The following is a 25,718-nucleotide window of genomic DNA, read 5'->3' as shown; positions in this document are numbered from 1 at the left end:
TTGTTAAATAGTTTACAACACTCCATCTTTTATTTCAAGCAGTCTTCTCGCCTATATGATCATAAAATAAAGGCGAAAATTCACAAGTTCCATTTTGGAAAATTGTATCCATCACCCAAGCATATGTTTCCTGACAGCCGGATATACCCTATTGGATAAAATCAGGAAACCTAGCATCAATCATCTATTTGTAAAAAAGAGCGTCCACTGTCGTATTCAGAACATCAGCCAGCCGGAATGCCAGTTTAAGTGTCGGATCGTATTTGTTATTTTCAATCGCATTGATTGTCTGCCTTGAAACATGGCATCGTCTGGCGAGGTCATCCTGTGACAAGCTCAGCATACTTCTTAACTCACGGATCCGGTTTTCCAACGTTCTTCACTCCCGTAGCGGTTTAGGCCCGCATCTTCCTGCTGTTGATGATGTAAAAAATAAAGTAGCAAACGACTGCGAGAATCAGATAAAAAAGTTCCGGATATTTTATAGGCGGGTAATGGAGAGGCGACCTGAGTCGAAAAAAGTCCTGCAGAAAATCCACAATTAATAACGCGAGGACTGCTGTCCAGCTTCCGACAATCGACTTATATTTAATTGCCCTCTTTCTTTCATCTGCATCCCGCCCCGAAAAAATCAATCCGTCTCCCGTTAGCCAGTCATTAGCAAAAAACAGGATAACACCAACAGGGAGCACAGTAGTCAGCCACTCAATAAAAGACGCCTGCATTGATTCATCGCCCTCCATATGTAAAACATTTTTGACATTATATTATCTGACTGCCCGAGTGATGTCAAATAGTTTTTACATTTCGTTTTCTGATGACCAACCCTGAACACTCATCAAAAACCGATACAAAAGCGCCCGGTCCTTTTTGGATTAAAGGAAATCTTTTATTCGGCGTTCCTGGCAATACGTTGCTTTATAATGTTCCGGATACGCCTCTCAAAGGAAAAACAAAATTTACAAGTAAGCTTCCGGCCATTTACCAGCCGCATCACAATTTTACCGATCTAAGAAAAAAAACCTTCAAGTGAAAGGTTTTTTTCTAAATTGTATTTTTTTAACGCTCCCGCTTCTGCCAGTGTTCCTTGATAAAAACGGCACGTCCGGATTCGCTTATTTCCTCCGCATAGCGGTGTGGATTTTTTTTGTAAAACTTCTGGTGTTCCTCTTCCGCCGGATAAAACGGCGCGGTGGGCAGAATCTGCGTCACGATCGGTTTCCTGAAACGGTTGCTTGCAGCGAGTTCTTCCTTTGATTGCTCCGCAAGTTTTCGTTGTTCATCATTTTGATAAAAGACAGCTGTCCTGTAATTGGATCCGCGGTCGATGAACTGTCCACCGTCATCCGTCGGGTCGATCTGGGCCCAATAAAGTTCCAACAGTTTTGCATAGGGGAAAAGCGCCGGATCGTAGGTAATCTGAATGGACTCCATATGGCCGGTCGCGCCTGATTTGACCTGCTCATAGGTCGGATTTTCAACATGTCCGCCCGAGTATCCCGACACGACTTTTTCAATCCCGGGCAACGTGTCGAACGGTTTGACCATGCACCAGAAACAACCTCCGGCAAAAGTCGCGGTCTCAAGCCTTCTCTCTGTCATCAGCATTCTCTCCTTTTTCCTTATCTTGAAGCAGAGATGCCTCTGAAGTCAACGTTTTTAGTTCCGTTTCTTTTCGGTTCAACGGCAGCAATACTGTAAAAGTTGTCCCTTTTTGAGGTATGCTGCTCACTTCAATTCTTCCGCGGTGTTTCTCAACAATCCAACGGGCGATCGAGAGTCCCAGCCCGGTACCCCGCTGATCAGTCCTTGAAGTGTCCGCCTGAAAGAACCGGTCGAAAACGTGGGGCAGATCTTTTTCCGCAATGCCGATACCGCTGTCGGAAACAGTAAGTTTTGCCCATTTATTATCCTTACTGCAAGACACAAAAATCTCACCGTCTTCCGGTGTAAATTTCATCGCATTGTCGAGCAAGATAACCATCAGCTGATGGATACGCTGCTCATCGCCCATGATCACGACCGGCTCAGAGCATGTATCCAGGCTGAATTTTTTACCTTCAAACTCAGCCATTTCTGAAAAGGGTTCGGTAACCCTGGCGAGCATTTTCTTGAGATCAAGTGGTTTGAGACTGACTTCAAGACGATTCGCATCTGATCGGGCGAGGGTCAGCAGATTGCCAACCAGCTTGGAAAGCCTTCGTGTTTCATCAAGCATGACTGAAATATCTTCGCCGGTTTCCTGGATCTGTCGACGTGGCTGCTTGAGCAGCCCCTCAATTTTCAACTGAATAATCGACAATGGCGTGCGCAGTTCATGCGATGCATCCGCAACAAATCGATTCTGCTTGTCCCAGGCAGCCCTGATCGGACGGATCGCCCGCCACGCCAGAAAATAGCCGGCGACAACCGACAGGACAGCTCCGATCACAAGACCGTAAATAATGATGGACAGCAGTCTTTGTAAAATAGCCTGTTCTCTGCCAAGGCTTCTTATAAAAAAGATCCCAACTGTTCCTTCATTCGTTCTCAGCTGCTTCAGGAGCACGTTATAGGATGCTCCCGCTATTTTTTCCTGAGTCACTTTGCCGGAGGGCATTTTACTGAACGGTTCAAGTGTCTGAACACTGCTGATCAGATCCGGCCAATTGGTTTCCAGCCGGTTGCCGGGCCCGACGATCGCCACAATCAGATCCGGTTTCCCGATTAACGGCATTCCCGCCTGAGGGCGTGCATCCAGGCGGAAATAACTTCCCAGCGGCCGGCTTGAGTCTCTGATCAGCGTATTTGCGCTGTCCGCATATGTTTCCGACTCTACATAATAATAAATAGCGCCGCACAGCAGGCCGATCAGGAGAATCAGCAGTGCCGCATTGGTTATTGTTAATTTAATAAGTGTCTTGCGAAAAAGTGTCATTTTTTAGTCTCACTTATCGGAGAGCATATAGCCAATGCCCCTGACCGTTTGAATATCCGCTTCATACCCATATTTTTTCAACTTTTTCCGGAGCTGATGAATATAAACTTCGACAATCCCGACCGTTGTATCCGAATCGAATCCCCAGATTCTGTCAAAAATCTGATCGCGTGTCAGGATCTGATCGGCATTCTGGATCAGGTACTCCAAAAGGTCATACTGTTTCGTCGTAAAGGGCAGTATTTCTCCGTCAACAGTTACCTGCTTCCTCTTATCGTCTATTTCAATACCTTTATAGCAAAACGTATGATTCAGCGTCATCGGTGAACTGCGTCTTAGAATGGCGGAGAGCCTGGCCTGGAGTTCCTGATTCTGAAACGGCTTGACAATGTAATCGTCACCGCCAAGATTCAGGCCCTTCACCCGATCATCCAGCGCGTCGCGGGCAGTCAGAAAAATGATCGGGGTGTCAATGTTTTTTTCACGGAGCGATTGGGTCACTTTAAAGCCATCCATTCCCGGCAGCATGATATCAAGAACGAGGGCATCGTAAATATTCTGCTCTGCAAGATACAGCGCGTCCTCACCGTTTTCCGCAGAATCGACATCATAATCATCGGCCAGAAGTTTGACAATTTCCTTCCGTAACGGGCCGTTATCTTCAACGACAAGAAGTCTCATTGCAAATCCCCTTTCCGGAAGAAAGCTGGTGTATCATAACTCCTTACGGCTCTCATTTTACACGATCTCCGTGCTGCTTGGAACCTCTTCCTTTTATTCCGTGCGAAGTGCTTCAATCGGGCTCAGTCTCGAGGCTTTATACGCCGGGAACACGCCGAAAATAATCCCGACAGCTGCTGAGAACAGGAAAGCAAAAGCCATAACTGAAATCGAGTAAACGGCAAGCCCGCCTGTAGCCGCCGCATAGATCTGAGCGGCCAGGATGCCGAGCGCGACACCAAGTGCGCCTCCAAGCATGCTCAGAACAGCTGACTCAATCAGAAACTGCAGCAAAATATCACGGTTTTTTGCGCCAATGGCCTTGCGAATACCGATTTCGCGCGTCCGCTCCGTCACAGACACCAGCATAATATTCATGATACCGATACCGCCCACGAGGAGCGAAATGCCTGCGATGCCGGCCAGAAGCATCGTCATTGTGCCCGTCACAGAGCTTAACGCCTGCATGACATCCTGCTGATTAACGACGCTGTAATCATCCGTGCTGCTGTAGGTTTCGCTCAATAGTCTGGAAATGCCGTTCACTGCCCAGTTCACATCACCCTGATTGTCCGCCTGGGCATAGAATTGCGTGATATACGTTGTTTTCAGCAATCGTTGTGCTGTTGAGAACGGAAGATATACAGCATCATCGCTGTTCTGGCCCATTGATCCGCCCTTACTGTTCATGACGCCGATGACGTTAAAACGTTCTCCATTAATCAGTATACTTTTATTAACCGGGGATTGAGTACCAAACAAAGTAGTGGCGGTGTCACTGCCAAGTACCACATTTTTCGTCCGATTGTTTTCGTCAAAAGATGAAATAAAACGGCCATCCGCTACTGTCAGCTGCCTGATGCCCATATAGGCTGAAGTTGTCCCTGTCACACTGACTTGTGAAGACGTGCTGCCGTTCGCCACAGTATCTCTTCCGCTCAGTACCGGTGCGACGCTCTTAACGCCATAGACTTTTCCGACCTGATTCAGCTTATCCATTGTAAAATGCGTGTCTGTATTCGTAATGTTGACCGTAATCAGATTCGTTCCCAAGCTATTGACGCTGTTGGCAACGGATTTGCTGGATCCTTGGCCGATCGCAAGAAGAGCGATCACCGACGAGACACCAATGATGATGCCAAGCATCGTTAGAAAAGCCCGCGTTTTGTTCGCACGTATATTCCTGAATGCCATGATTATTGAAGTCATCAGATTCATCAGATATGCTCTCCTTCCCACAGCCTGCCGTCGCGGATACTGACCGTCCTCCTGGCCTTTCGCGCAACATGCAGATCATGCGTGATCAGGATGATCGTCCGCCCTTTTTCATTTAGGGCAGTCAGAAGATCCATGATTTCCCCGCTTGTTCGGCTGTCCAGGGCACCGGTCGGTTCATCCGCAAGCAGTATCTGCGGTTCTCCCGAGAGCGCCCGGGCAATCGCCACACGCTGCTGCTGCCCTCCGGAAAGCTGGCTTGGCAGATGGCCTGCCCGTTCTCGGAGCCCGACTTGCTCCAGACAGACAAGAGCCCGCGCGCGCCTCTCCTTTGCCTTGATGCCTCTGTAGAGAAGTGGTAGCTCAACATTTTCCACAGCAGTGAGCTTGCCCAGAAGATTAAAGTTCTGGAAAATGAAACCTATTTTCTGATTCCGGATTACCGCGAGGTCACGGTCTTTCAATCTGTCGATATGGCTCCCGCCCAGGACATATTCGCCTGAGTCCGGTTTATCCAAACATCCCATCATATGCATCAGCGTGGATTTGCCGGATCCCGAAGGCCCAACGATCGATAAAAAATCACCGTCATTAATGGTCAGACTGACATGATCCAGTGCGTGAACCATGTTTTCGCCCATTTGATAACTTTTTTCAATCTGGTTCATGGAGATCATCGGTTCTGTCATTGACCATTGCCGCCTCCGTTCCGCATTTGTCTGCGAAGGCCATTTCCTCCTCCGAAGCCCTGTCCTCCTCCAAAGCCTCCCATCATGCTGTATGGGTTCTGAGTGCTTGAAGACACGGAAGCAGTCCCTGACTGTTTCGTGATCGCACTCAACTGTACAGTCTGTCCTGCCTGAAGCCCTGAGGTAATTTCAATTGACTGATCGCTGTGAATGCCCGTTTTGACGGCAATCATGCTGCCCTGCTTCGTGTCCATACTCATGAAACGGCGACTGAATCCACCTTGTTGATCCTGCGATGCTGTATTTGACGAGAGATAAACATAAGACTGATTGCCTGTCTGGTGAACCGCGCCGGTCGGCAAATAAAGCACATTTGTCCTCTTCTGAAGTACAATGCTAGCGGTTGTCGTCATTCCTGGTTTCAGACCTGACGAACTGTTCATGTGTACTGTCACATTAAAGGTGGACACACCGTTCGTATCGGTTCCTTCCGCAGCTATCGACGTCACTTTACCACTGAATGTTTTGTTGGGATAAGCATTGACTGTCACTGATACAGCCTGTCCGACTTTAACTTTTGGTATATCCAGTTCGTCGATTTGAACAACCGTGTTCAGGTCCGTGTAATTGATCAGATGCATCACGGCGCGGCCAACTGTTACCCTTTGTCCGGCGTATGCGCTCACTGTAGTGATTGTACCTGCTGCAGGCGCGGCCAGGGTCGTCCCATCTGTATACGTCAGCAACGCGGCACCTTTCTTTACAGTATCGTTCGCTGATACATTAACTGTAGAAATCGTTTTTGAAGCGTCTCCTGATCCGATGGTTATATCCTCATCAGTAGCAGGCTGAAGGTCGCCAGAGCCGCTGACATCCGATTCAATCGTCCCTTTCTGCACCGTCGTCGTCGGATACAAAACCTGCGCTTGCGCAGACTTATCGCGTGTAAGAAACCAGAATGACCCTCCTCCGACAACAAGTACAACAACAATAATCCATATCCAGGCCTTTTTCATTAAAAAGTTCTCCCTTCACTCTTCACATACTGATCTGAATATCCCAAGTGTAAGAGAGTAATCTTAAAATTTGCTTAACCTTCAAATAAGAACTCGTGGCATTCAAGATAATCGGCACAGAAGGTCGGACCATGCGACCACATCTCCCCTGAGTTCACTCCTCCTAACAGCCATCCCGTTCTTATCAACCAGCTGCGGATCGAATGGTGTACTGATTTGTAGGAAAAACCGTGATGCACGTTGGTTTTGCCTTCTTCCGGTGACGCTTCGGACACTCGCTTTCCGCGGGCGATCCGCGTCTTAATCTGAACGTTTGTCCGGCAGATTGAGTCCACCAAAAATTTTATACTTTCTTTGAAAAAAGCCCCATCGGCTTATTAACCCGACGAGGCTTTTGACTGCGATTCCAGATGTGTTTGGCGTCGTGAAATCAGGTTGAAGAATGGCGGAAGCACAATGCAAATAGCCAGAACCCTCAGCACCTGTACGGCGACGACAAACGTGGAATCGGCGTGAAGAACAACCGATGTCACTGCCATCACATCAATGCCGCCGGGTGAAAAGGCGAGAATCGAGGTAATGGTATCGATTCCTGTAAAATCGGATACGAGGAGAGCACACAGAAACATCGCCGCCATCAGGCCAAGCGATCCGATGAGCCCCATAACGACGGTTCGAGCGACCCCCGCAAACATCCTGCGGTTCAGGCGTGCGCCGACGCTTGCGCCAATCATTAATTGAGCGATGATGATCAGATTATGCGGCCACCAGATGGGTAGATTACTTCCTGCTATCAATCCCGCCAAAGCCTGAGCGATACCGACTCCGATCATACTGCCCAGTAACCATGGAGCCGGCAAGTGTATCTTTTTGCCCAACAGAGCGAATGAAGCAGCGAGTACCACAATAAAAATGAGCCCCGCAACCGTTACTGGACTCAATGTCTCAACTGATCCCGCAGCATCTGCTGTTCCATTTCCAAGTCCGCTCCAAACAGATACAATGAACGGGATAGTACTTTCGACAAGGATCACGCGCATTGTCTGTATGATACTGACAACAGCCACATTGGCCCCGACGTCGGCTGCAATGCCAAGCATTGAAGACAGCCCTCCGGGAGTCGTTCCATAGAGACTCGTGATCATGTCTGTCCGGCTGAAACGAAACAGGACCATTCCACTCGCCAATGACAGAACAATCGAAATCAGAGTCGTGACAGTGATTGTCAGCCAGCCCTTGTCTAAAACATGGATCACCGATAAATTGATTTGCTGACCAATCTCAATGCCGAGCAGCAGCTGACCAGTCTTGAGCCAATAGCTTTCAAGCCCCTTCTCACGATGGAGACCCGCTATTAGTTTTGGGTTTAAAAGTGAAAGTGTCCCTGCAACAATCAGTGTACCGATCATCCAGCCAATGGACAGACCAGTCAGCGACAGGATGAGCCCTCCGATGCCACTGATCACTATAAAAACCAGGTTGCTTAGACCCAACCTGAAATTCGGTTTCATCTGCTGATTCCTTCCTTCTATTATCCCCTGGACACGTAGTGCCGAGATTAGATTTACATCTCTCTGCTACACTAAGCATAAATGTTAATCTGCTATCGGTAAAATATCGAATTTGAATCAATAGATATCAAAAAATTGAATGGCTGATCCTAAATTCGATCCAATCAGTAAATACAAATAAAGTGATTTACTCAGAGGGGCTAGCACAAACACCATTCTTCCGTTAAATTAAGTTGCCATGTAAAAATAGTTGTTTACTCATACAATTGCTCCATGATTCAATCTGAGACTTTATGCCAGAGGTGTTCTTTCCTGCTCTATAATTAACTGTAAGAAAAAGGATGTTGCGCAGTAGAAGGATTCACAGCAAAAAAATACCAACAGTACTTATTTAGGAGCCCGGGATGGGTTTAACCAGGAAAGTGAATCTGCTGAGACTACAATTCCGTCCATTCAGAGAGCCATATCAACGGACTTGGAGTCATTATCAATAAAAAAACGGATGCTATCAATGAAAATCCATCACCTATCGATGAACACCAAGTTTTTATCAATAAAAATGAGAAGAGTATCAATAAAACTAGATATTCAGAACGAATTTGCCCATTCATGATAGTGATCAATAAAGAACCTTATTTCCTGCTACACCAATCATTCCAAGGCTCCCGGCAACACAACAAAATCAATAAAGGCACGGACGACATTCAACGTGAGCATTTCCTTGAAATAAATGAGCCACGTTTCTCGCAAAAGAGGTTCACCATTGCTATCGAGCAGATCCACCGATTCAAGATGATCTTGCGGGCTGATAATTAGGCTTGGCACAATCGCGTAGCCTAATCCGCTCAAAACCATTTCCTTACATGTATCTGCTTTATCCACCTCAATGCTGATGCGTGGCGGTTCTGAAAAATGTGTCGCCCACCAGTCATCGACAGACGCTTTCAACTCGTAATCAGATCGGTAATCAATACGTGGAAGACCGGGCAACTTGTCTACCTCGATTTTGTCTTTTGAAATCAGACAGAGTCTTTCGGAAAAAAGAAGGCTCTTTTCTCCTTTCCAATGATAATGGCCTCGGATGATTCCCATATACACTTCCTGACGATAGACACGCTGAAGAATATCACTGCTGCGGTGGGTCACGACCTTAAACTCGACCTTAGGATAACGATCCTTAAAACGTTTGAGCAAAAGAGGAAGCTTATAGTGTGTGAATGAGTCCGACACGCCGATGGACAGTGTCCCGACAACATCTTCAGACATATCGGCGACATGCTCTTCCGCTGTTCGATACAAGGTGAGCATCCGATCGGCGATGTTCGCCAGATACTCGCCCTGCGGTGTAAACTGAACACCGCGGCGGCCACGGTTCACAATCGTTACACCAAACTCTTTTTCAATCTGCTGCAGCCGATGACTCAATGTAGGCTGAGAAATATAAAGACTCTGAGCGGTCCGCGTCATATTTTTCTTATCATAAAGCCTCTGCAAAATAAGCCAGTCGCGATTATCCAAAGAATCACCCCCTCCCTTGTAAACCATTAAAAAAAGCAAAACCGTCTGAATGAACCAAACGATTTTGCCGTCTATAAATCACTTATTTTTTAAAATGGAAAGGAACCGTTGCGATCACAACATCGGCATGCCGGATCAGGCTGGCTTTGATCAATACGCCGGACTGATTATGCAGGAGGCTCTGCCACCACTTCTTGGTATAGAATTGCGGGAATACAACCGTGACAGTTGCTCCGTCCTTGTCCGCTTTCCACTTTATTGTATCAATGAACCGGTCAAGCGGGCTGACAATGCTTCGGTATAGAGAATGAAGCGTGACCAGACGGATCCCCGTATTCCATTCGCCCCACTCCTTCTCCATCTTTTCAATCGCAGCGGGACTGTCTCCGACGTATACGGCAATCACATTGCTGGAAAGTGATTTGGCATAAGTCAGGGACTGTTCAACAACCTTAGTGATCCCCGCAACAGGAACGACAATAATATTGTCGGTGGTATTGATTGACCGAAGAGGTATCGACAGGTTGACCCGCAATTGTTCGGCCACATGCATGTAATGCTGGTGGATTTTATGAAAAATCATAATTACGACAGGAACAAAAATTAGAACCGGCCAGATCTGGCTGAATTTTGTTACGAAGAAAATAATCAAAATCAAGTAACAGATCAATGCGCCGATAAAGTTGGTGAAGAGTCTGGGCAGCCAGCCCTTCGGTTTTTTCTTTACCCAATGCACGATCATACCTGTCTGAGACAGCGAGAAGGGAATAAATACCCCGACCGCGTAGAGAGGAATCAGATTTTCCGTCCTTCCTCCCGAAATAATAATCAATACTATTGACATCACACCGAGTGTGATTATTCCATTCGAATAGCCTAAGCGATCTCCCTTTACTTTAAATGGACGGGGCATATACTTATCATTTGCCAGATTAAAAGCAAGCATCGGAAATGCGGAATAACCTGTATTCGCCGCAAGCACCAGAATAAGTGCCGTCGACACCTGGATCATATAATAGAAAACATTTCTTCCAAATATTGTCCCACCAAGCTGGGAGAGCACAGTCTGATTACTCATCGGATGAATGCCATACCAATAAGACAGGAATACAATGCCGCTCAAAAGAATAGCCAGAATCCCACCCATCATCAGCAGCGTCTTCGCCGCATTTTTGGGGGCAGGTTCCTTAAAGCTTGGAATCGCATTCGATATGGCTTCGACACCGGTTAAGGCCGTGCATCCGGATGAAAAAGCCCGCAGCAGCAGAAACAGACCGACGCCCATAACCGGGGTACCGATCGCCGCATGCGGGTGGACTGGAGCCGCTTGGCCGGTCATCGCTTCAAAAAAGCCTGCACCTATTACGAAAAGCATCATTAGAACGAAAAAGTAGACCGGGAAAGAAAGCAAAGTCGCGGAATCTGTCAACCCTCGTAGGTTCAGTACTGTAATGATCACAATAATAATTACCGCAACAAGAACCGCGTGAGCATGAAGTGCAGGGAAAGCCGACGTGATCGCATCTGTGCCCGCGGACACGCTGACAGCTACCGTCAGAATATAATCAACAAGCAGTGCGCCGCCTGCCGTGAGACCGAAGTTTATACCCAGGTTCTCCTTTGAAACCATATAGGCGCCACCGCCTTGCGGATAAGCAAAAATAATCTGTCGGTAAGAAAAAACCAAGGCCACCAACAGTACCAGTACGCCGAGCGCTATTGGGAGTGAGTACCATAATGCGATACCGCCCGCCGCTATAAGTACGATCAGAATCTGTTCAGGCCCGTAAGCCACAGATGACAGCGCGTCGGAAGACAAAACAGCCAGAGCCTTTAACTTGTTCAGTTTCTGGCTGTGCGATTCATTAGATTTAAGCGGCCGGCCAATTAACAGCCTCTTAATTTTCGTAAGCATGCTTTTTCACCCTCAAAAATATTTTCAAAATAAGTTCAGACCAAAGGTGTCATTCAAAAAGAAAAGGCTCTAGGCGAATTTATTCTATTTCACCTGAATGCCTGTCTTTGGTCGCTGTTTTCCTTCTTGCGGAGGCTGCTTTTCTGTAAAAAGCTTTCCTCACGCATACTGATTCTATGCTAACCCGGAAAAAGTTGCAACACATATAGAGGCAAACCTGGTGAAAAAAGTCGTCGAAAAATTACCCGGGAAATTTCCAGCAACCGACAACATTTTTATTGACGATCAGTCTTAATCTGTCAATGATTTGTTTTACGTGACAACGCGAGGACGACGACGGTTGATACAATACATACTGCGCCAAACCAATCTGAAACTGTGAATGGGACACTCAGCCAGACTACACTGACGACTGCCGCGGACAGGGGCTCCGCGCAGCCGAGAAGGCTTGTTTCAATCGGCTGAAGAAATTTAAGGCTCGCCAGGTATAAATAAAAAGCGGCAAATGTTCCAAACAGAATAACAAAAGCAACGCATGACAGAGTTTCCAGATTAAGCTGTCCCCGAAAAATCCACGGTGGATAGAAAGAACTCATGGCCAGTCCGCCGATGATCATTCCCCAGCCAACAACTGCCGCCGCTCCCCACCTTTTCAACAGGGCAGCCGGTTGCATCGAATAGACAGCTCCGCCAAATGCGGACAGAATGCCCCAGAAAAGCGCAGCCGGGGCTATAGAAATCTGGTTCGGGTGTCCCTTGGTCACAAGGAGGAACACGCCGGCCAGCGCCAGAAAAATCGCAGCCACTTCTTTTATCGACGGCTTTTTCTTCCATTTGATCAGAAGATAGACGATAATGATCACCGGGTTCAGATATTGAAGAAGTGTAGCGGTCGCCGCATTGCCCGCGGCGACTGCCTCAAAGTAGGTATATTGTGCGCCGATCATGCCGCAGAGTCCAAAAATCAGGAGTCCGGCCCTTGATTTTCTATCTGCCCAGATTTTCCAGGCAACCTCTCGTTGTTCCCCTGCAAGCACGGCGATGATCAGCAGTGAACCGGCGCTCAGCATGCGCACCGATGTCAGCCAGCCTGGATTGATGCCGCCCGTGCGGAACAGATATTGCGCGACATTCCCGGAAACACCCCAGAGGATCGCCCCACTCAAAACAAGTACGATACCAAAAAGTCGGTTCAGAGATGTTCCCTTTTCCAAAACACGTGCCCGATCTTCCAAACTGCTTCTCTCCCCTGCTTTAATCAATTTAATATTAACGGAGGGCTTCCGAAGCGTCAACGGGGATAAACCTCGCTCCATACACTAAGATCAACGAACATTTTATACGGCTGAAAGAGCCGAATGTCTGCAGAAAATACGCCGTATTCATTGCCCGCGGTATTTCTTATTGTCAGAATTGTAAAGAGGTGTAAAAATAATGTTTTCTTTTTGATTATCCCGTTCACCATGAAAGAATAATGTTACATTTAAATGGTTATCGGTGCGGCCGGAAAATAGAATCGGTCAATGATCCCACCGCTTTTGTTGAAAACCACGGGACCATTGGCAGAAACCGGCAGATTCGCTTTTATGTTTGTTGATTTGGGAAGGATGATAATCTATGAGAACTGCGATATTCGCCCACCGCGGCAGTAAAGCCAATCGACCGGAAAACACACTCTCCGCCTTTGAAGAAGCGATGCGCGTCGGCAGCGACGGCATCGAACTGGATGTTCATCTGACAAAGGATCAGGAAGTGGTCGTCATGCACGATGAAAAAGTGAACCGGACGACAGACGGTAAAGGGCAGATCAAAAATTTTACATTAAAAGAACTGAAGGAACTGGACGCAGGTGTCTGGTTCTCCCCGCAATTCAGAGGCGAACGGGTGCCGACACTGAAAGAAGTTCTCGATCTGCTTTCCGGTTTTCCCGGGATCCTCAACATCGAATTCAAGACAGACCGGAATATTTATCCCGGAATTGAAGAAAAAACAGCACGGTTGATTGGCAGCCTACGTCCTGAACTTCCGGTTGTTTATTCGTCGTTTAATCATGAGTCGCTCATCCGGATGAGACGTGTTGATCCGAGTGCAGATGTTGCGCTGCTTTTATGGGAAAGGCTGGCCGATCCCTGGCGATATACAGAACAAGTCGGAGCCTCCGCCCAGCATTTATGGGAGCCTTCCGCCTTATCGGAGACGGCAGCCCAGCTTCAGCAGCACGGTATTAAAGTCCGTGCCTGGACTGTGAATAAACCAAAAAATATGCAGCGGACGTTTGAAATGGGGATTGACGCGATGATCACTGATTATCCGGAGGTTGCGCTTGATCTTCGGAAGAGCTTTGAAGCAGCCGGAAACGCTGAAAAATAGTTTGAGAGGATGTGCGTCCGGTGCATGTCTCTTTTTACACTTATAAATGATTTATATACGATCTAAAAGAGCCCGAGATGGAGTTTCGGGCTCTTTATTTCTCTTTATTTTTTAATTCGAAACATTGTCCTTTATTCTTTCGTTTATCATGGTATAAAATAAATGTGAAGTTATGTTTCTTCATGTATTGCCTGCCACAAAAAGTAACCGCTATCATAAGTTGGGAGCCGCAATTTATGCAGAAAATTGAACAGATTTATTCAACGATTCAGCAACAGATTAATCATTGGAAGGATGGCTTGACCGCCGCCGATCTTGCCGAATCTTTGCATCTCGACCGTTCCACTGCCAGCCGGTATCTGAATGAACTGACCAAAAGCCGGAAGCTAATAAAATCGGGGGGCAAGCCTGTCCGATACTGGCTGCCATCGCAAAGTAATACGGCTCAGGCGAAGATTCCGGCGGAAGACGCACCTCAATCAGGACGCCCGTTGGTCATCCATTTCCCTGATAATGCGGAGACGCAGTATATCGGGACTGATGCCAGCCTGAAACCGATAATCGAGAAGGGGATGGCGGCTCTGTTCTATCCTGAACAGGGGCTTCACATTCTTCTTTCCGGTGAAACAGGTGTCGGAAAGAGCTATTTCGCTGAATATCTTGCAAAGATTGCAGCGGCGCAGCCCTGGAATAAAAAGCCCGCTCCGTTTATCACGTTCAACTGTGCGGATTATGCCCAAAATCCGGAATTGCTCATGGGGCATATATTTGGCATTAAAAAGGGTGCCTTCACGGGTGCAACTGCCGATGAGGCCGGACTCGTGGAGCAGGCGAATCACGGAATCCTTTTTCTTGATGAAATTCACCGCCTCCCCCCGAGCGGCCAGGAAATGCTTTTTTATCTGATTGACAAGGGCCTTTATCGGAGACTCGGCGAAACGAGCAGCATACGGCACGCGAAGCTGATCCTGATCGGTGCGACGACTGAAAACCTTGAGTCCACTTTGTTGCCGACGCTGCTCAGGCGTTTTTCCCTCAAACTATCAATTCCGCCGCTGAGGGAAAGAACGGATGCGGAGCGCGAGGATTTTCTGACCCATTTTCTGAAGCAGGAAGCAAAAAAAATGAAGGTGCCGCTTTTGATCGAAGACCATTGCCGCAGAGCTTTTCTGAAATATGCCTGTCCGGGAAATATCGGACAGCTGAAGAGCGACATTCAGATTTCCTGCGCGCGCGCGTTTATGCGTCATCTTCAGGGCGGCACAGCCAAGGTCACGATCCAAAGTGACGATCTTCCACCGCACGTATTGAGCAGCCTGCCAGATAATAATATGGAGAATGAAGCGCCTCACCTCGTCCCTTCTTCAAACCAGAATGAAAAGATACCGATTCAGAACATCTACTCGATACTCGCGTCAATGGAAGGAAAAGAATCGCCTTCTTCACGGTATACTTCTTCAGATCAGGAGATGCAGCTCGCGGTCAACCATTACCTCAGAGAACTCCAATCACTCTCAGAGAAAAGGTTAGAGTCTGAGCCCGGGTGGGTCCGATTTATTGATCATGATCTTCTTGATGCGCTGAGGGACTCCGAATTCTACTTCAGAGATGATTTTCCTTTTGAATACGGAACAAAGCAACTGATCGCCATCGGCCTTCATCTCGAAGCGTATCGCCAGCAATCTAAAAAAGGCAGCCGGTCCCCGCTCCCCGCGGTACCTCACGCCGAACCGGTTTACCGAACAGCTGCAGGAAAGCTGGCAGATTTTCTTGAAAAGAGGATCCATCTTCAGCTCCCCAACCGCGAGAAAGAACTGCTTGCCCACCTGATGGCATCGACACTCCCGGAGAACAAAAGGGATAACGGCGTTCTTGTCTATCTGATCACACACGGGCGGTCCACGGCAAGCTCAATGGCCGAAGTGACCAATTATCTGCTTGGTAGCCCCGTCATTCGTCCGGTAGACATGCCCCTCACCGAGGCTACAGGCGTCACTTATAAAAAAGTCAGGCAGCTGATTACGCAGCAAAAGGGCAGTTCCGGAATACTGATGCTCGTCGATATTGGCTCACTTGTCACAATGGGTGATGCCCTCAGCCGGGATCTTGGTATTCCAATCCGCACTTTGGCCAACGTCAACCTTCCCATGTTGATCGAGGCAGGACGGAAATCACTGATCCCTGACAACAGCCTGGAAACGGTATACAACTCGGCAAGGTCGGCTTTCATAGCCCTGGCGCCAAAAAGCCAGCTGCCCGAGCATCACGGAGAAAAACAGAGACTGATCGTCACCGTCTGCTTTACCGGCGAGGGAACGGCTCAACTGCTGCACGACTGGCTTGAAGAACAGCTTTCGGCCGAAGACGGGGATGTTGCCGTAAGGGCCATCCGAGTCGATCCGGTGTCGAAAGATTCGACGATGCTCGAAACTTTCCGCAATCAATATCGGATTATTGCGGTTGTCGGTACGGTGCAGGTGACTTTCGACGATGTTCCGTTTATTCCCGCTCTTGAATTACTGACGGATGACGGACATACACGGCTGCATAAATTGCTGGAAGTGTCCCGCCCGGTCGGTACGTCTGCCGACTCTCTCGAACCGGATCCGGTTGACGGTGATCAGGAACTGATCAAGCTGGCCGGAACAGGGCTCGCAAAGATCACTCGCTTTTTGAATCCGCTGGTTTTTTCCCGAACCATTTCTTCCGATTTTAACCGGCTCAAAAACCTTTATCAATGGGATAATGAGATAGTGCTGGGCATGTGGATGCATCTCGGAAGTCTGGTTGACCGGATGATTCAGTCCGGCCTGACGGGATCTGATCCGGTTGACGGTCTTATAACTGAAGAAGACAAAGATAACGAAATCTCTGTTACACAGAAGGATCGTGACGTGTGGCAGCCGCTCCTCAGTCAGATTGAGTCGATATTCAGCGTCAGCTTCACGCGGAGGCTCACAGATGCCTTAATCAGGTTGGGAAAAGCTCAGTAATAATCTGTGCAGTTCATCATGATAGCGATTACACACGTTTATAATCTATGATGCACAGTTTGCTCATCTGTGCAGGGAAAAGATTTCCGAAATTCTTTCAGAAACTTTCTCCTTTTTTTTGCCTTTAAAACGCCATTTTCAAGGAAACGTTTTCCTCGCTGGTTTCCTCGCTCCACTTGGCATGGAACTTGCTTGTCATAATGTGTACGGCAAATAGACAGAGGAGGTGAGGAACATGAGCAGATTTGCCAAATTTTATGTTAGCGTTTTCGCTATTATTTGGGTCGGATACGGTCTTTTCAGCGTGCTGATGAAACAGCCGCACAGTCTGGCGTTGCTCTTGTTCGGTGCAAGCTTTGCGATCGTTTTTTTTCTGGCAACATGGTTCAGCCAGTGGATTTTCCGCAATTACAAACGCATTGATGCCATGGCAAAGACTATTTTTGCAAAAAGAGCTGTAAATCGAAAATAGCCATTATTTTTCATGACGTGTTGACCCTTCTTTGTCTATCAGCCGAAGCTCTTATTTATAAAATACGCATTTTTAGGGGGTATTAATGATGAGTGAACCCATCAGACTGATCATTCTCTGCAGCTGGGGGGCAACTTCCAGCCAGCTTGCGGTTCAAGTTGAAAAAGCCGCACAGAAAAGAAATATCGAGTTGAAAGCGGACGCGGGTGGCACTGGGGAATTCAAGAAAAAAGCATCAGAATATGATGTCGCGCTTCTAGAGCCCCAGGTACGCCATCTCAAAAAAGAAGTAACCAAAATCGGTGATGAAAACCATGTTCCGGTTGAACTCGTCGATCAACGTGCATTTGGTCTGATGGACGGTGACAAGGTTCTTGATCAGGTGCTTGCCATTCTAAAAAAATAAATTTTTCTAGTGGGGGGAAGTAACTATGAACGGCGTAATTAATTGGCTGGAAGACAAATTCATGGGGCCTCTTGGGAAGATGGCCCAGAATATTTATCTGCAGTCCATCCGTGATGCATTCGTTATTTTCGCACTTCCTGTAATCCTGACCGGAGCACTGTTCCTGATTGTCGCCAATCCGCCGACCTCGGTTGACTGGCCGATCATACATGCGTGGGCCAACGCGGTTACACCGATCGCTCCACAGATTATGTTTCCTTTTAACTTAACATTCGGTATTATGGCTGTTACCGTCGCTTTCGGTGTCGGCTACAGCTTGGGCGAACGCCGCGAACTTGACTCTGTTATGTCCGGTATGCTTTCCATGCTCGCTTTCTTCATGACCGCATTTCCTGTGACGGATATTACTAAAGTTCCTTTTGGCGATGTGCTCAACTATCTGGGCGGCCAGGGGCTGTTCGTCGCCATCATTCTCGGTATTCTGACGACTGAATTCATGCGCTTCCTGATCAGCAAAGGTTTCGCTTTTGAAATGCCTGCTGGAGTTCCGCCGTATGTTATGCGTGTTTTCCGTGCCCTCGTACCTTTCATGATTACTCTGCCGCTCGTATGGGCACTTGAATGGATCACTTGGGCGAATTTTCACATCACGATTCCACAAGCTGTTCTCGAACTCTTCAAGCCTTTGGTCTCAGCATCAAACTCGTATCCTGCAGCTCTTGGCATGATTCTTCTGATGCTCCTGCTCTGGTTCATGGGTATTCATGGCATGAACGTCGTCTCTTCTGTTGTCTATCCTTTCTGGATGAGCAACCTGGCGGATAATGCCAAAGCGGTTGCCGCTGGCCAGCCCGCTCACGGTATCGTTGTTGAACCGTTCTTCCATATGTTCGCTCATATCGGCGGTTCCGGCGCAACTTTTGGTTTAGCACTCTTCATGCTGTTCTCAGCATCCAAGCAGATCAAACAGATCGGACGTACCGCGATTATTCCGACACTGTTCAATATCAACGAACCGATCCTTTTCGGGCTGCCGATCGTACTGAACCCGATTATGCTCATTCCGTTCGTTCTTGGCCCGACCATCATTGTCACACTGAATTACATCCTGTTTGCAACAGGCGCGCTTCCTCCGGTCATCATTCAGCCGCCGTTCACTGTTCCGATTTTCCTTGGTGGATTTATCGCGACAGGCGGACACTTCTTCGCCGGGCTAATCCAGATTATTGATGCCGCCATCGCAGCAGTAATTTATTACCCATTCTTCAAGAAATATGAAGCACAGCTGGTGAACCAAGAAAAAGAAAGCGCTGAAGAAGTAGCCGAAGCAAAATAATCGGATATACAATTGATGAGAACGGAGGATGAAAAATGACCGATCAATCTGAAGCAGCGGTTTTCCAGCTGATTCTCCATGGCGGAAATGCCCGCGGGGAAGCTTATGAAGCGCTGGATGCCGCGGAAGATTTTGATTTCGATGAAGCACAGAAACACATTGATGCCGCGGAGCAGGAATTCCTGCAAGGTCATAAATGGCAAACCGAGACAATCCGGAGTGCAAACGACGGCCATACACCCAGCTTCCTAATGGTTCATGCGCAGGATCACGTTATGACGGCTCAGGCTGAACTGAATCTGATCAAGCGCATCATTGCAAATTATGAACTGATCGCGAAACTTGAAAAACGGGTTGAAGCTCTGGAAAATAAATAATTTCAATGCTGCGGAATGCCGTGCCTGAAAAGGGGGCGGCATTTTCGCGTTTCTTGACGGTTATAGCCGCAGGAAATACAATGTTTTTAGACGAAAAATTATGGATCGGGTGATTTTTATGAACGGCAAAGAGGCAGCGGGACGAAAAGCAATTGATGAAATCAGCGATGGCATGACGGTAGGCCTAGGTACAGGATCGACCGTTTATTATTTTCTTCAGGCGCTGGCCGAAAAGATGGCCGACGGGCTGTCTGTCACCGGTGTAGCTACTTCAGAAAAAACGGTAGCACTGGCAAAGGAATGGAACATTCCAATGGTTTCCTTGAACAGCGTCAGCCGGATTGATGTAACAATCGACGGAGCGGATGAATGTGATCCCTCTCTTGACGGTATCAAAGGCGGCGGCGGTGCGCTTCTCTATGAAAAACTGGTGGCTAAAGCTTCAGAGAAACGGATCTGGATCGTGGATGATCGAAAAAAGGTGGAACAGCTCGGCCATTTTCCCCTACCTGTTGAAGTCATTCCTTTCGGCTGGAAAAAGGTACAGGCTCTCATGGAAAACAAGCAGTACCATCCCGCGCTCCGCCGGAATGAAACCGGAGAACCATTTATTACTGATGCAGGTCACTATATCCTTGACCTGCATCTTGAAAAAATTCAGAATGCTGCGGCCCTGGCGGATGAATTGGATCATGTGACAGGCATTGTGGAACACGGGTTATTTGTCGACATGACCGATAAAGTGCTGATCGGCTATCCCGATGGGCATATCGAAACAATAGCACGTACGTGACCCACATTCATTTTTAAAAAATGTGACAAAGTGTTGACAAATGATTAACCTGTAATTAAAATAGTTACAGGTGGTGAGGAAAATGATCAACAGTCGAGTCGCCGTAGCCATTCACATCCTGGCGCTGATCGCTTCCAAACCGCACGACGATCTGCCTTCCGATTATATCGCGTCAAGTGTTAACACCAATCCGGTTGTGATACGCAGGATTCTTGGGATGCTCAGAAAAGCCGGACTGATCCAGACACAAGTTGGCAAAGCCGGAGCGTCACTTTCGAGATCCCCGTCTGATATCACTTTGCTCAATGTCTACAGAGCTGTGGAGCCGGACGAAGAATTGTTTGCGGTTCATGAAAATCCCAATCCGCATTGTCCCGTTGGGAAACGCATTAACGCGGTGCTTGATGAGGCATTTCACGGTGCGCAGTCAGCCCTCGAAAAGAAACTCGCCGGCCAGAACATTCAAGGCATTATGGATCACCTTTTTAGCGAAGGATGATCTTGTTATGGCCGTAATGTAACTGGAACGGTTACAACAATAAGGAGGTAAAAAAATTTGAAAATCGCAATTATCGGAGCCGCTGGCAAAGCGGGATCACGGATTCTGAATGAGGCGAGGAATCGCGGTCATCAGGTCACTGCAATCGTCCGTCATCCAGAAAAACTGGATGATCAAAGTATTCCTTATCTTCAGAAAGACATTCTTGAATTAACCCGAAGTGATCTTGAAACTTTTGATGTCGTCGTCAATGCTTTTTCTGCACCCGCAGGAATGGAGAATCTTCATATTGAAGCGGGCAAAGTCCTGGTCAAGGCGCTATCCGGAGTGGAAAATACACGCCTGATTGTGGTTGGCGGCGCCGGCAGCCTTTATGCTGATGAAGCTGAGACAATCCGAGTGGTTGATACACCTGATTTTCCAAAACAGTTTTATGAAACAGCCTCTAAACAGGCCAAAAGTCTGGAGGATCTGCAGCAATCAGAACACCTGAACTGGACCTTCCTGAGCCCCTCGGCGATCTTCGCCCTTGGAAAACGGACCGGACATTACGAAACAGGCTTAAACCGCCTGCTCGTCAATTCCAGCGGGCAAAGCTATGTCAGCTATGAGGATTACGCCGCTGCGCTGGTTGATGAAATAGAAAAGCCGGAACATTTGAATGAGCGTTTTACCGTCGTCTCCGAATCTGAGTAATCAGCCCGGAGACGCGTCAAACATAAAAAAACAAGGATTTTAAAAGGAGAGGATTTACATGGCAAATTGGACAATTGATACAGCACACACGGAGACAGCATTTGCGGTGAAACATATGGGTCTCTCAAACGTCAGGGGAAACTTCGAGACAACAAAAGGCACTGTGACGACAGATGAAAGCGGCAAGATCACCGCGATTGACGCAATTATCGAGGTTGGCAGCATTACAACCAGAAACGGGGACCGCGACAATCACCTGAAGAGCGCCGATTTCTTTGATGCAGAAAAGTTCCCGGAAGTTCACTTCGTGTCGACATCAGTTACAAGCGAAGACGGTGAAGATTACGCCATTGAAGGAGAACTGACAATCAAGGGCATCACTAAACCGATCTCTTTTGACGCTGAAGTCGGTGCACCAATCGACGATCCATACGGCCTGAAACGGAGCGGGGCCAGCCTCTCCTTCTCCATTGACCGCCGCGACTTCGGACTGACCTGGAGCCAGGCTCTGGCCAACGGCAGCCTCGTTGTCGGAAACAAAATCAAGATTACTGTCGATGCCGAAATCACACAGAGCCCTGCTGCTTAAAAATCTGTGCAGAGCTATTAAATACATGTGTGCAATAAGGAATTACAGGAAACAACTGAAAAAGCTACGATTTTTCAAATAAAATTTAAGAGCTGTAACAAAAAAGGCGACTCAGAAATTCAGAAAATGAATTCGGGTCGCCTTTTTTCTTGATGGCCATTGTTCCTTCAAAAATAGTAGTCTAATGAACAATTAATAAATTTTGATTGATCAAGGGTTCCCGCACAGACGAGAAAACGCCGTGGATACGGAAGCTACATCTAACACGCTATTATTATTAAACAAATATCACGCATACATTTTACACTATTGAATTTTCCTCATCCCCCTTGTATGATAAGTGTACCGTTTAGTTGAGCAGAGTGTAGAAGAGAAGAGCAGAGTTGAGACAAAAAGAATACAGAATTAGGCGAATTCCAATTGGAATCTTGCTTTCTTCGATTTTTCTATTCTGAATTCAAATGCTCTTCTGTATAAAAAAATTTATACAGGGGGTCCTCAAAAGTGAGTTTACTATCCAATATCCGCACTTCAGAACAGTCCACAGTTTATGCAACAGGTAAGGGCCTGCAAATCACCCGCAGCCGGATTTCCGTGCCTGTCGGCGATACGCGCTCCAAACTCATGAGTCGTCTTGATGAGCATAAGGGCGCACTGTTTTCCAGCACCTACAATTTCCCCGGCCGCTACTCCAGATGGGACATCGGCTTCGTCAACCCACCGATCGAGCTGACAGCCAGATCCGATACTTTCAGAATCCGCCCGCTGAATGCCAGAGGCCGCGTGATCATTACCTATCTTAAAGAATGTTTGAGCAGCCCGGCATTTACTATCAGACAGAGTCGTTCAGGCGATTTGCTTGGCACCCTTCATAAAGAAAGCAATGTCGTGATCAAGGAAGAGGACCGGACAAGGCGACCATCAGTCTTTACCCTCCTGCGACAAGTACAGCAGCTTTTTCATACTGATGACGAATTTCTCGGTTTGTACGGTGCTTTCGGATTTGACCTGATTTTACAATTTGAGCCGTTTCCTTTGTCAAAACCGAGAGATGAGGAGCAGAACGACCTCCAACTCTATCTGCCAGACGAACTCTTTGTCGTCGATCGTGAGAAAGATGAGGCTTACCAGCTAGTTTATGATTTCCGGTTTCATAAGCAAAACACTGAGGGGCTTGTCCGTGATGGAACAGTTTATCCCTTTCAACCATCCGGAAAGGCTCATTCCTCCGCATTTGCAGATAAAAAGGGCGATTACGCTCAGATGGTCCGGGAGGCAAAGCTCGCATTCAAAAAAGGAGATTTGTTTGAAGTTGTGCCGAGTCGTGTGCTTGTACAGCCCTGCCAGAGCCGCCCTTCAGATGTTTTTCGCCGCCTCCAGCAGATCAATCCAAGCCCGTACGGTTTCTTAATTCACCTGAATGAGGAGGAATTTCTCGTCGGTTGCTCCCCTGAAATGTTTGTCCGCGTTGACGGCGCAACGGTAGAAACGTGCCCTATTTCAGGTACGATCAAACGCCGCGGTTCAGTCATTGAGGATGCCGAGCAGATCAAGACTCTTCTAGGATCTGCAAAAGAAGAATCCGAACTGACGATGTGCACGGATGTCGATCGTAATGACAAGTCACGGATTTGTGTCCCGGGATCGGTCGAAGTTGTCGGACGGCGGCAAATTGAAACGTACTCCCACCTTTTTCATACAGTTGATCATATCAAAGGCTTGATTAAGAAGGATTTCGATGCGATTGACGCTTTTATCAGCCATATGTGGGCCGTCACCATCACTGGAGCACCGAAACTCGAGGCTATAAAATGGATTGAAAGCCACGAAAAAACGCCGCGCGGCTGGTACGGCGGAGCTGTCGGCTGGTTAGGTTTTAATGGAAATATGAATACTGGACTGACACTTAGGTGCCTGCGTCTTCAGCGAGGAGTTGCCCAGATCCGTGTCGGTGCGACACTGCTCTATGATTCTGTGCCGGACAGCGAAGAACAGGAGACGCTGACTAAGGCCAAAGCACTTCTTGAAGCCCTCAAACCGCATACTCCCTCAAAGGAGGAATGCACAGAACATCAGAAAAAAGAGCGGCATCACAGCCATCTGCGCCTGCTTTTTGTTGACCATGAAGACTCTTTTGTTCATACTTTGTCCGCTTACTTTCAGACGCTCGGGGCTGAAGTGACCGTTTGCCGCAGTCCTGTCGCCCGCAAGTTGATCAAAGATGGAAGTGAACCGATTGATCTCGTTGTGCTTTCACCCGGACCTGGAGAGCCCAACCGTTTTCAAATGAATGAGACGATCCGCCTCTGCCTTGAAAGACGGCTTCCGATTTTCGGTATCTGTCTCGGGCTTCAAGGAATTGTCAGCTATTTTGGCGGCCAGCTCGATACTCTGCCCGTCCCTGCGCATGGCAAATCATCGACAGTCATTCATGATGGCGACTCCGCACTATTCAGCGGACTGCCTCTGCAGTTTAAAGCCGGCCGCTACCATTCCATCTGCGCTGTCCAGATTTCCCCAGAACTGAAAGTTACCGCGCGGTCGGGGGATGGCGTCGTCATGGCTGTTGAGCACCGAAACCTGCCGATCGCTGCCGTTCAATTCCACCCTGAATCAATCATGACTCTGAGCGAAAATGCGGGCATGAAGATTTTGGAAAATGTGATCCGGATGGCCAGCTCGCAGCCTGTCTAAATAGCTGTGCGAAACACTTAAATATATGTGTGTAAAAAGGAAGGCCGTAAAAATCCCGCCTTCCTTTTTGTTTGGGTTCTGAATTTCAATTTTCTCGGCTGTCTCAAAAAAAGTGTTCTGACAAAAGTAAATTTTTCCTCTGAGAAAAATACATGCTGCGCTATAAACCCGGACTAAGCCGAGCAAAATTCTTGTTGCTCAAGATCTGGTTCAGTCGAAAATATTTAATTTTATTGATATTCCCCTTATTTTATTGATAAAGATGCCAAGCCTGTTGAAAAGGCTCCCTGAATGGACAGTACCGAAATTTCATCCGAATAACCGATCTGTTAAAATGGTTAAAAACTGGATTCAATTTTTTCTCTGAACAAGGAGGCGCGCGCTTTGTTTCAAACCATCGGACAACTCACTCTCAAATTAATGGTTTTCGCGGGGCAATGGTTGCTCTTTCACTGGGTCCTTAACCTGACTCCGTTCCCCCAGATGAATCAGGGAACAAGCCTGCTCAGCCTGATCATCGTTACTTTTGCCGCCTTGTTTTCCACAGTCATTGTATTTCACAACCGCTGAAGAGAACGCTCCTTTTCGGTATCAATTTCCCTTTTTCAATTTTTCGGACTCAGCCTCACACCGTTTCACCCAGCGTTCAAGATATTCGTCATGGGGCAGAATCCGGTCCTGCAGGTCACTGACGAACATGATCATTTCTTCACGGCACCATTTCAGCTGTGCCTTAAAAAGCTCCTCTTCTGGCTCATCACCATCCCAATACACGGGTATCAGTGAAATTTGGCTGTGGTCATATAGATAAGCACGAACATGCCCGCCAGTAAGAAATACTTCTCCCCCAATTTTTTTGACTGGTAGAGGTAGATTATTCCTGACATTTATCGGGTTAAATTGTGTTTCTGCACGTTCGATTTCTGACTGATCCAGATACAACTGGCTCGGCCGGATCTGATAGAGATCCAGAAAAAATTTTTGCACTATGG

General features: G+C 47.6%; 26 protein-coding genes. 12 read left to right on the top strand and 14 right to left on the bottom strand.

Annotated features, from left to right (window positions below; genetic code table 11):
- Window positions 1–184 precede the first annotated feature (184 nt).
- From E4665_RS10675 to E4665_RS10615, 13 genes are all read right to left on the bottom strand, one after another.
- Window positions 185–373, bottom strand: a complete 189-nt coding sequence (locus tag E4665_RS10675) for a helix-turn-helix transcriptional regulator (RefSeq protein ID WP_135348790.1) — start codon at window positions 371–373, stop codon at window positions 185–187.
- Between the two features lie 22 nt (window positions 374–395).
- The gene (locus E4665_RS10670; RefSeq protein ID WP_135348789.1) at window positions 396–725 is read right to left on the bottom strand and encodes a hypothetical protein; all 330 of its coding nucleotides are present in this window, start codon (window positions 723–725) and stop codon (window positions 396–398) included.
- Between the two features lie 334 nt (window positions 726–1,059).
- Complete coding sequence (gene msrA / locus E4665_RS10665) at window positions 1,060–1,602, bottom strand: peptide-methionine (S)-S-oxide reductase MsrA (RefSeq protein WP_135348788.1); 543 nt, start codon at window positions 1,600–1,602, stop codon at window positions 1,060–1,062.
- Window positions 1,583–2,917, bottom strand: a complete 1,335-nt coding sequence (locus E4665_RS10660; RefSeq protein WP_135348787.1) for a sensor histidine kinase — start codon at window positions 2,915–2,917, stop codon at window positions 1,583–1,585. Before E4665_RS10660 ends, msrA begins: the two co-directional genes overlap by 20 nt.
- A gap of 9 nt (window positions 2,918–2,926) precedes the next feature.
- A complete protein-coding gene (locus tag E4665_RS10655; RefSeq protein WP_135348786.1) occupies window positions 2,927–3,598 on the bottom strand; it encodes a response regulator transcription factor in 672 nt (223 codons plus the stop codon).
- Window positions 3,599–3,691: 93 nt separating this feature from the next.
- Entirely contained in the window at window positions 3,692–4,855 is a 1,164-nt protein-coding gene (locus E4665_RS10650; protein ID WP_135348785.1) for an ABC transporter permease, read from the bottom strand.
- A complete protein-coding gene (locus tag E4665_RS10645; RefSeq protein WP_135348784.1) occupies window positions 4,855–5,541 on the bottom strand; it encodes an ABC transporter ATP-binding protein in 687 nt (228 codons plus the stop codon). The genes E4665_RS10650 and E4665_RS10645 overlap by 1 nt, the downstream gene beginning before the upstream one ends.
- Window positions 5,538–6,557 carry an efflux RND transporter periplasmic adaptor subunit gene (locus E4665_RS10640; protein ID WP_135348783.1) on the bottom strand — a complete coding sequence of 340 codons (1,020 nt, stop codon included), beginning with the start codon at window positions 6,555–6,557 and terminating at the stop codon, window positions 5,538–5,540. Before E4665_RS10640 ends, E4665_RS10645 begins: the two co-directional genes overlap by 4 nt.
- A gap of 74 nt (window positions 6,558–6,631) precedes the next feature.
- The gene (locus E4665_RS10635) at window positions 6,632–6,895 is read right to left on the bottom strand and encodes a hypothetical protein (RefSeq protein ID WP_135348782.1); all 264 of its coding nucleotides are present in this window, start codon (window positions 6,893–6,895) and stop codon (window positions 6,632–6,634) included.
- A 39-nt stretch (window positions 6,896–6,934) separates the two neighbouring features.
- Window positions 6,935–8,068, bottom strand: coding sequence for an AbrB family transcriptional regulator (locus E4665_RS10630; RefSeq protein ID WP_135348781.1), 1,134 nt, complete (start codon window positions 8,066–8,068; stop codon window positions 6,935–6,937).
- Window positions 8,069–8,719: 651 nt separating this feature from the next.
- Window positions 8,720–9,586 (bottom strand): LysR family transcriptional regulator, encoded by an 867-nt coding sequence (locus tag E4665_RS10625; protein ID WP_135348780.1) that lies wholly within the window; start codon window positions 9,584–9,586, stop codon window positions 8,720–8,722.
- Window positions 9,587–9,668: 82 nt separating this feature from the next.
- Complete coding sequence (locus E4665_RS10620; RefSeq protein ID WP_135348779.1) at window positions 9,669–11,501, bottom strand: APC family permease; 1,833 nt, start codon at window positions 11,499–11,501, stop codon at window positions 9,669–9,671.
- 299 nt (window positions 11,502–11,800) lie between these two features.
- Window positions 11,801–12,736, bottom strand: a complete 936-nt coding sequence (locus E4665_RS10615) for a DMT family transporter (RefSeq protein ID WP_338326005.1) — start codon at window positions 12,734–12,736, stop codon at window positions 11,801–11,803.
- Between the two features lie 382 nt (window positions 12,737–13,118).
- On the opposite strand from E4665_RS10615, the gene E4665_RS10610 reads away from it, so the two are divergent.
- From E4665_RS10610 to E4665_RS10555, 12 genes are all read left to right on the top strand, one after another.
- Window positions 13,119–13,871, top strand: a complete 753-nt coding sequence (locus E4665_RS10610) for a glycerophosphodiester phosphodiesterase (RefSeq protein ID WP_135348777.1) — start codon at window positions 13,119–13,121, stop codon at window positions 13,869–13,871.
- A 236-nt stretch (window positions 13,872–14,107) separates the two neighbouring features.
- Window positions 14,108–16,864: a sigma 54-interacting transcriptional regulator gene (locus tag E4665_RS10605; RefSeq protein WP_167815182.1), complete on the top strand. Its 2,757-nt coding sequence runs from the start codon at window positions 14,108–14,110 to the stop codon at window positions 16,862–16,864.
- 235 nt (window positions 16,865–17,099) lie between these two features.
- Window positions 17,100–17,336: a hypothetical protein gene (locus E4665_RS10600; RefSeq protein ID WP_135348775.1), complete on the top strand. Its 237-nt coding sequence runs from the start codon at window positions 17,100–17,102 to the stop codon at window positions 17,334–17,336.
- 88 nt (window positions 17,337–17,424) lie between these two features.
- Window positions 17,425–17,742 (top strand): PTS sugar transporter subunit IIB, encoded by a 318-nt coding sequence (locus E4665_RS10595; RefSeq protein ID WP_241654805.1) that lies wholly within the window; start codon window positions 17,425–17,427, stop codon window positions 17,740–17,742.
- A gap of 25 nt (window positions 17,743–17,767) precedes the next feature.
- Window positions 17,768–19,078, top strand: a complete 1,311-nt coding sequence (locus E4665_RS10590) for a PTS sugar transporter subunit IIC (protein WP_135348773.1) — start codon at window positions 17,768–17,770, stop codon at window positions 19,076–19,078.
- Between the two features lie 35 nt (window positions 19,079–19,113).
- On the top strand, window positions 19,114–19,455 hold the full coding sequence (locus E4665_RS10585) for a PTS lactose/cellobiose transporter subunit IIA (RefSeq protein WP_135348772.1): 342 nt from the start codon (window positions 19,114–19,116) through the stop codon (window positions 19,453–19,455).
- Between the two features lie 118 nt (window positions 19,456–19,573).
- Window positions 19,574–20,248, top strand: a complete 675-nt coding sequence (gene rpiA, locus E4665_RS10580) for a ribose-5-phosphate isomerase RpiA (protein ID WP_135348771.1) — start codon at window positions 19,574–19,576, stop codon at window positions 20,246–20,248.
- A gap of 82 nt (window positions 20,249–20,330) precedes the next feature.
- A complete protein-coding gene (locus E4665_RS10575) occupies window positions 20,331–20,747 on the top strand; it encodes an Rrf2 family transcriptional regulator (protein WP_135348770.1) in 417 nt (138 codons plus the stop codon).
- Between the two features lie 57 nt (window positions 20,748–20,804).
- A complete protein-coding gene (locus E4665_RS10570; protein WP_135348769.1) occupies window positions 20,805–21,443 on the top strand; it encodes an NAD(P)-dependent oxidoreductase in 639 nt (212 codons plus the stop codon).
- 58 nt (window positions 21,444–21,501) lie between these two features.
- The gene (locus E4665_RS10565) at window positions 21,502–22,032 is read left to right on the top strand and encodes a YceI family protein (protein ID WP_135348768.1); all 531 of its coding nucleotides are present in this window, start codon (window positions 21,502–21,504) and stop codon (window positions 22,030–22,032) included.
- Window positions 22,033–22,536: 504 nt separating this feature from the next.
- Window positions 22,537–24,726, top strand: coding sequence for an anthranilate synthase component I (locus E4665_RS10560; RefSeq protein WP_135348767.1), 2,190 nt, complete (start codon window positions 22,537–22,539; stop codon window positions 24,724–24,726).
- A 384-nt stretch (window positions 24,727–25,110) separates the two neighbouring features.
- Window positions 25,111–25,296 carry a hypothetical protein gene (locus tag E4665_RS10555; protein ID WP_135348766.1) on the top strand — a complete coding sequence of 62 codons (186 nt, stop codon included), beginning with the start codon at window positions 25,111–25,113 and terminating at the stop codon, window positions 25,294–25,296.
- 21 nt (window positions 25,297–25,317) lie between these two features.
- On the opposite strand, the gene E4665_RS10550 is transcribed toward E4665_RS10555, so the two are convergent.
- A complete protein-coding gene (locus tag E4665_RS10550; protein WP_135348765.1) occupies window positions 25,318–25,713 on the bottom strand; it encodes a hypothetical protein in 396 nt (131 codons plus the stop codon).
- Window positions 25,714–25,718 lie beyond the last annotated feature (5 nt).

Source organism: Sporolactobacillus shoreae (assembly GCF_004684935.1).
GTDB classification, from domain to species: domain Bacteria; phylum Bacillota; class Bacilli; order Bacillales; family Sporolactobacillaceae; genus Sporolactobacillus; species Sporolactobacillus shoreae.
This window is presented reverse-complemented; position numbering and strand designations above follow the sequence as displayed.

Coding starts and splice junctions, on each gene's coding strand:
- E4665_RS10575 (WP_135348770.1), top strand. CDS start 20,331: ATGATCAACAGTCGAGTCGCCGTAGCCATTCACATCCTGGCGCTGATC.
- E4665_RS10610 (WP_135348777.1), top strand. CDS start 13,119: ATGAGAACTGCGATATTCGCCCACCGCGGCAGTAAAGCCAATCGACCG.
- E4665_RS10590 (WP_135348773.1), top strand. CDS start 17,768: ATGAACGGCGTAATTAATTGGCTGGAAGACAAATTCATGGGGCCTCTT.
- E4665_RS10600 (WP_135348775.1), top strand. CDS start 17,100: ATGAGCAGATTTGCCAAATTTTATGTTAGCGTTTTCGCTATTATTTGG.
- E4665_RS10645 (WP_135348784.1), bottom strand. CDS start 5,541: ATGACAGAACCGATGATCTCCATGAACCAGATTGAAAAAAGTTATCAA.
- rpiA (WP_135348771.1), top strand. CDS start 19,574: ATGAACGGCAAAGAGGCAGCGGGACGAAAAGCAATTGATGAAATCAGC.
- E4665_RS10605 (WP_167815182.1), top strand. CDS start 14,108: ATGCAGAAAATTGAACAGATTTATTCAACGATTCAGCAACAGATTAAT.
- msrA (WP_135348788.1), bottom strand. CDS start 1,602: ATGACAGAGAGAAGGCTTGAGACCGCGACTTTTGCCGGAGGTTGTTTC.
- E4665_RS10650 (WP_135348785.1), bottom strand. CDS start 4,855: ATGAATCTGATGACTTCAATAATCATGGCATTCAGGAATATACGTGCG.
- E4665_RS10630 (WP_135348781.1), bottom strand. CDS start 8,068: ATGAAACCGAATTTCAGGTTGGGTCTAAGCAACCTGGTTTTTATAGTG.
- E4665_RS10585 (WP_135348772.1), top strand. CDS start 19,114: ATGACCGATCAATCTGAAGCAGCGGTTTTCCAGCTGATTCTCCATGGC.
- E4665_RS10595 (WP_241654805.1), top strand. CDS start 17,425: ATGAGTGAACCCATCAGACTGATCATTCTCTGCAGCTGGGGGGCAACT.
- E4665_RS10565 (WP_135348768.1), top strand. CDS start 21,502: ATGGCAAATTGGACAATTGATACAGCACACACGGAGACAGCATTTGCG.
- E4665_RS10660 (WP_135348787.1), bottom strand. CDS start 2,917: ATGACACTTTTTCGCAAGACACTTATTAAATTAACAATAACCAATGCG.
- E4665_RS10640 (WP_135348783.1), bottom strand. CDS start 6,557: ATGAAAAAGGCCTGGATATGGATTATTGTTGTTGTACTTGTTGTCGGA.
- E4665_RS10655 (WP_135348786.1), bottom strand. CDS start 3,598: ATGAGACTTCTTGTCGTTGAAGATAACGGCCCGTTACGGAAGGAAATT.
- E4665_RS10620 (WP_135348779.1), bottom strand. CDS start 11,501: ATGCTTACGAAAATTAAGAGGCTGTTAATTGGCCGGCCGCTTAAATCT.
- E4665_RS10670 (WP_135348789.1), bottom strand. CDS start 725: ATGCAGGCGTCTTTTATTGAGTGGCTGACTACTGTGCTCCCTGTTGGT.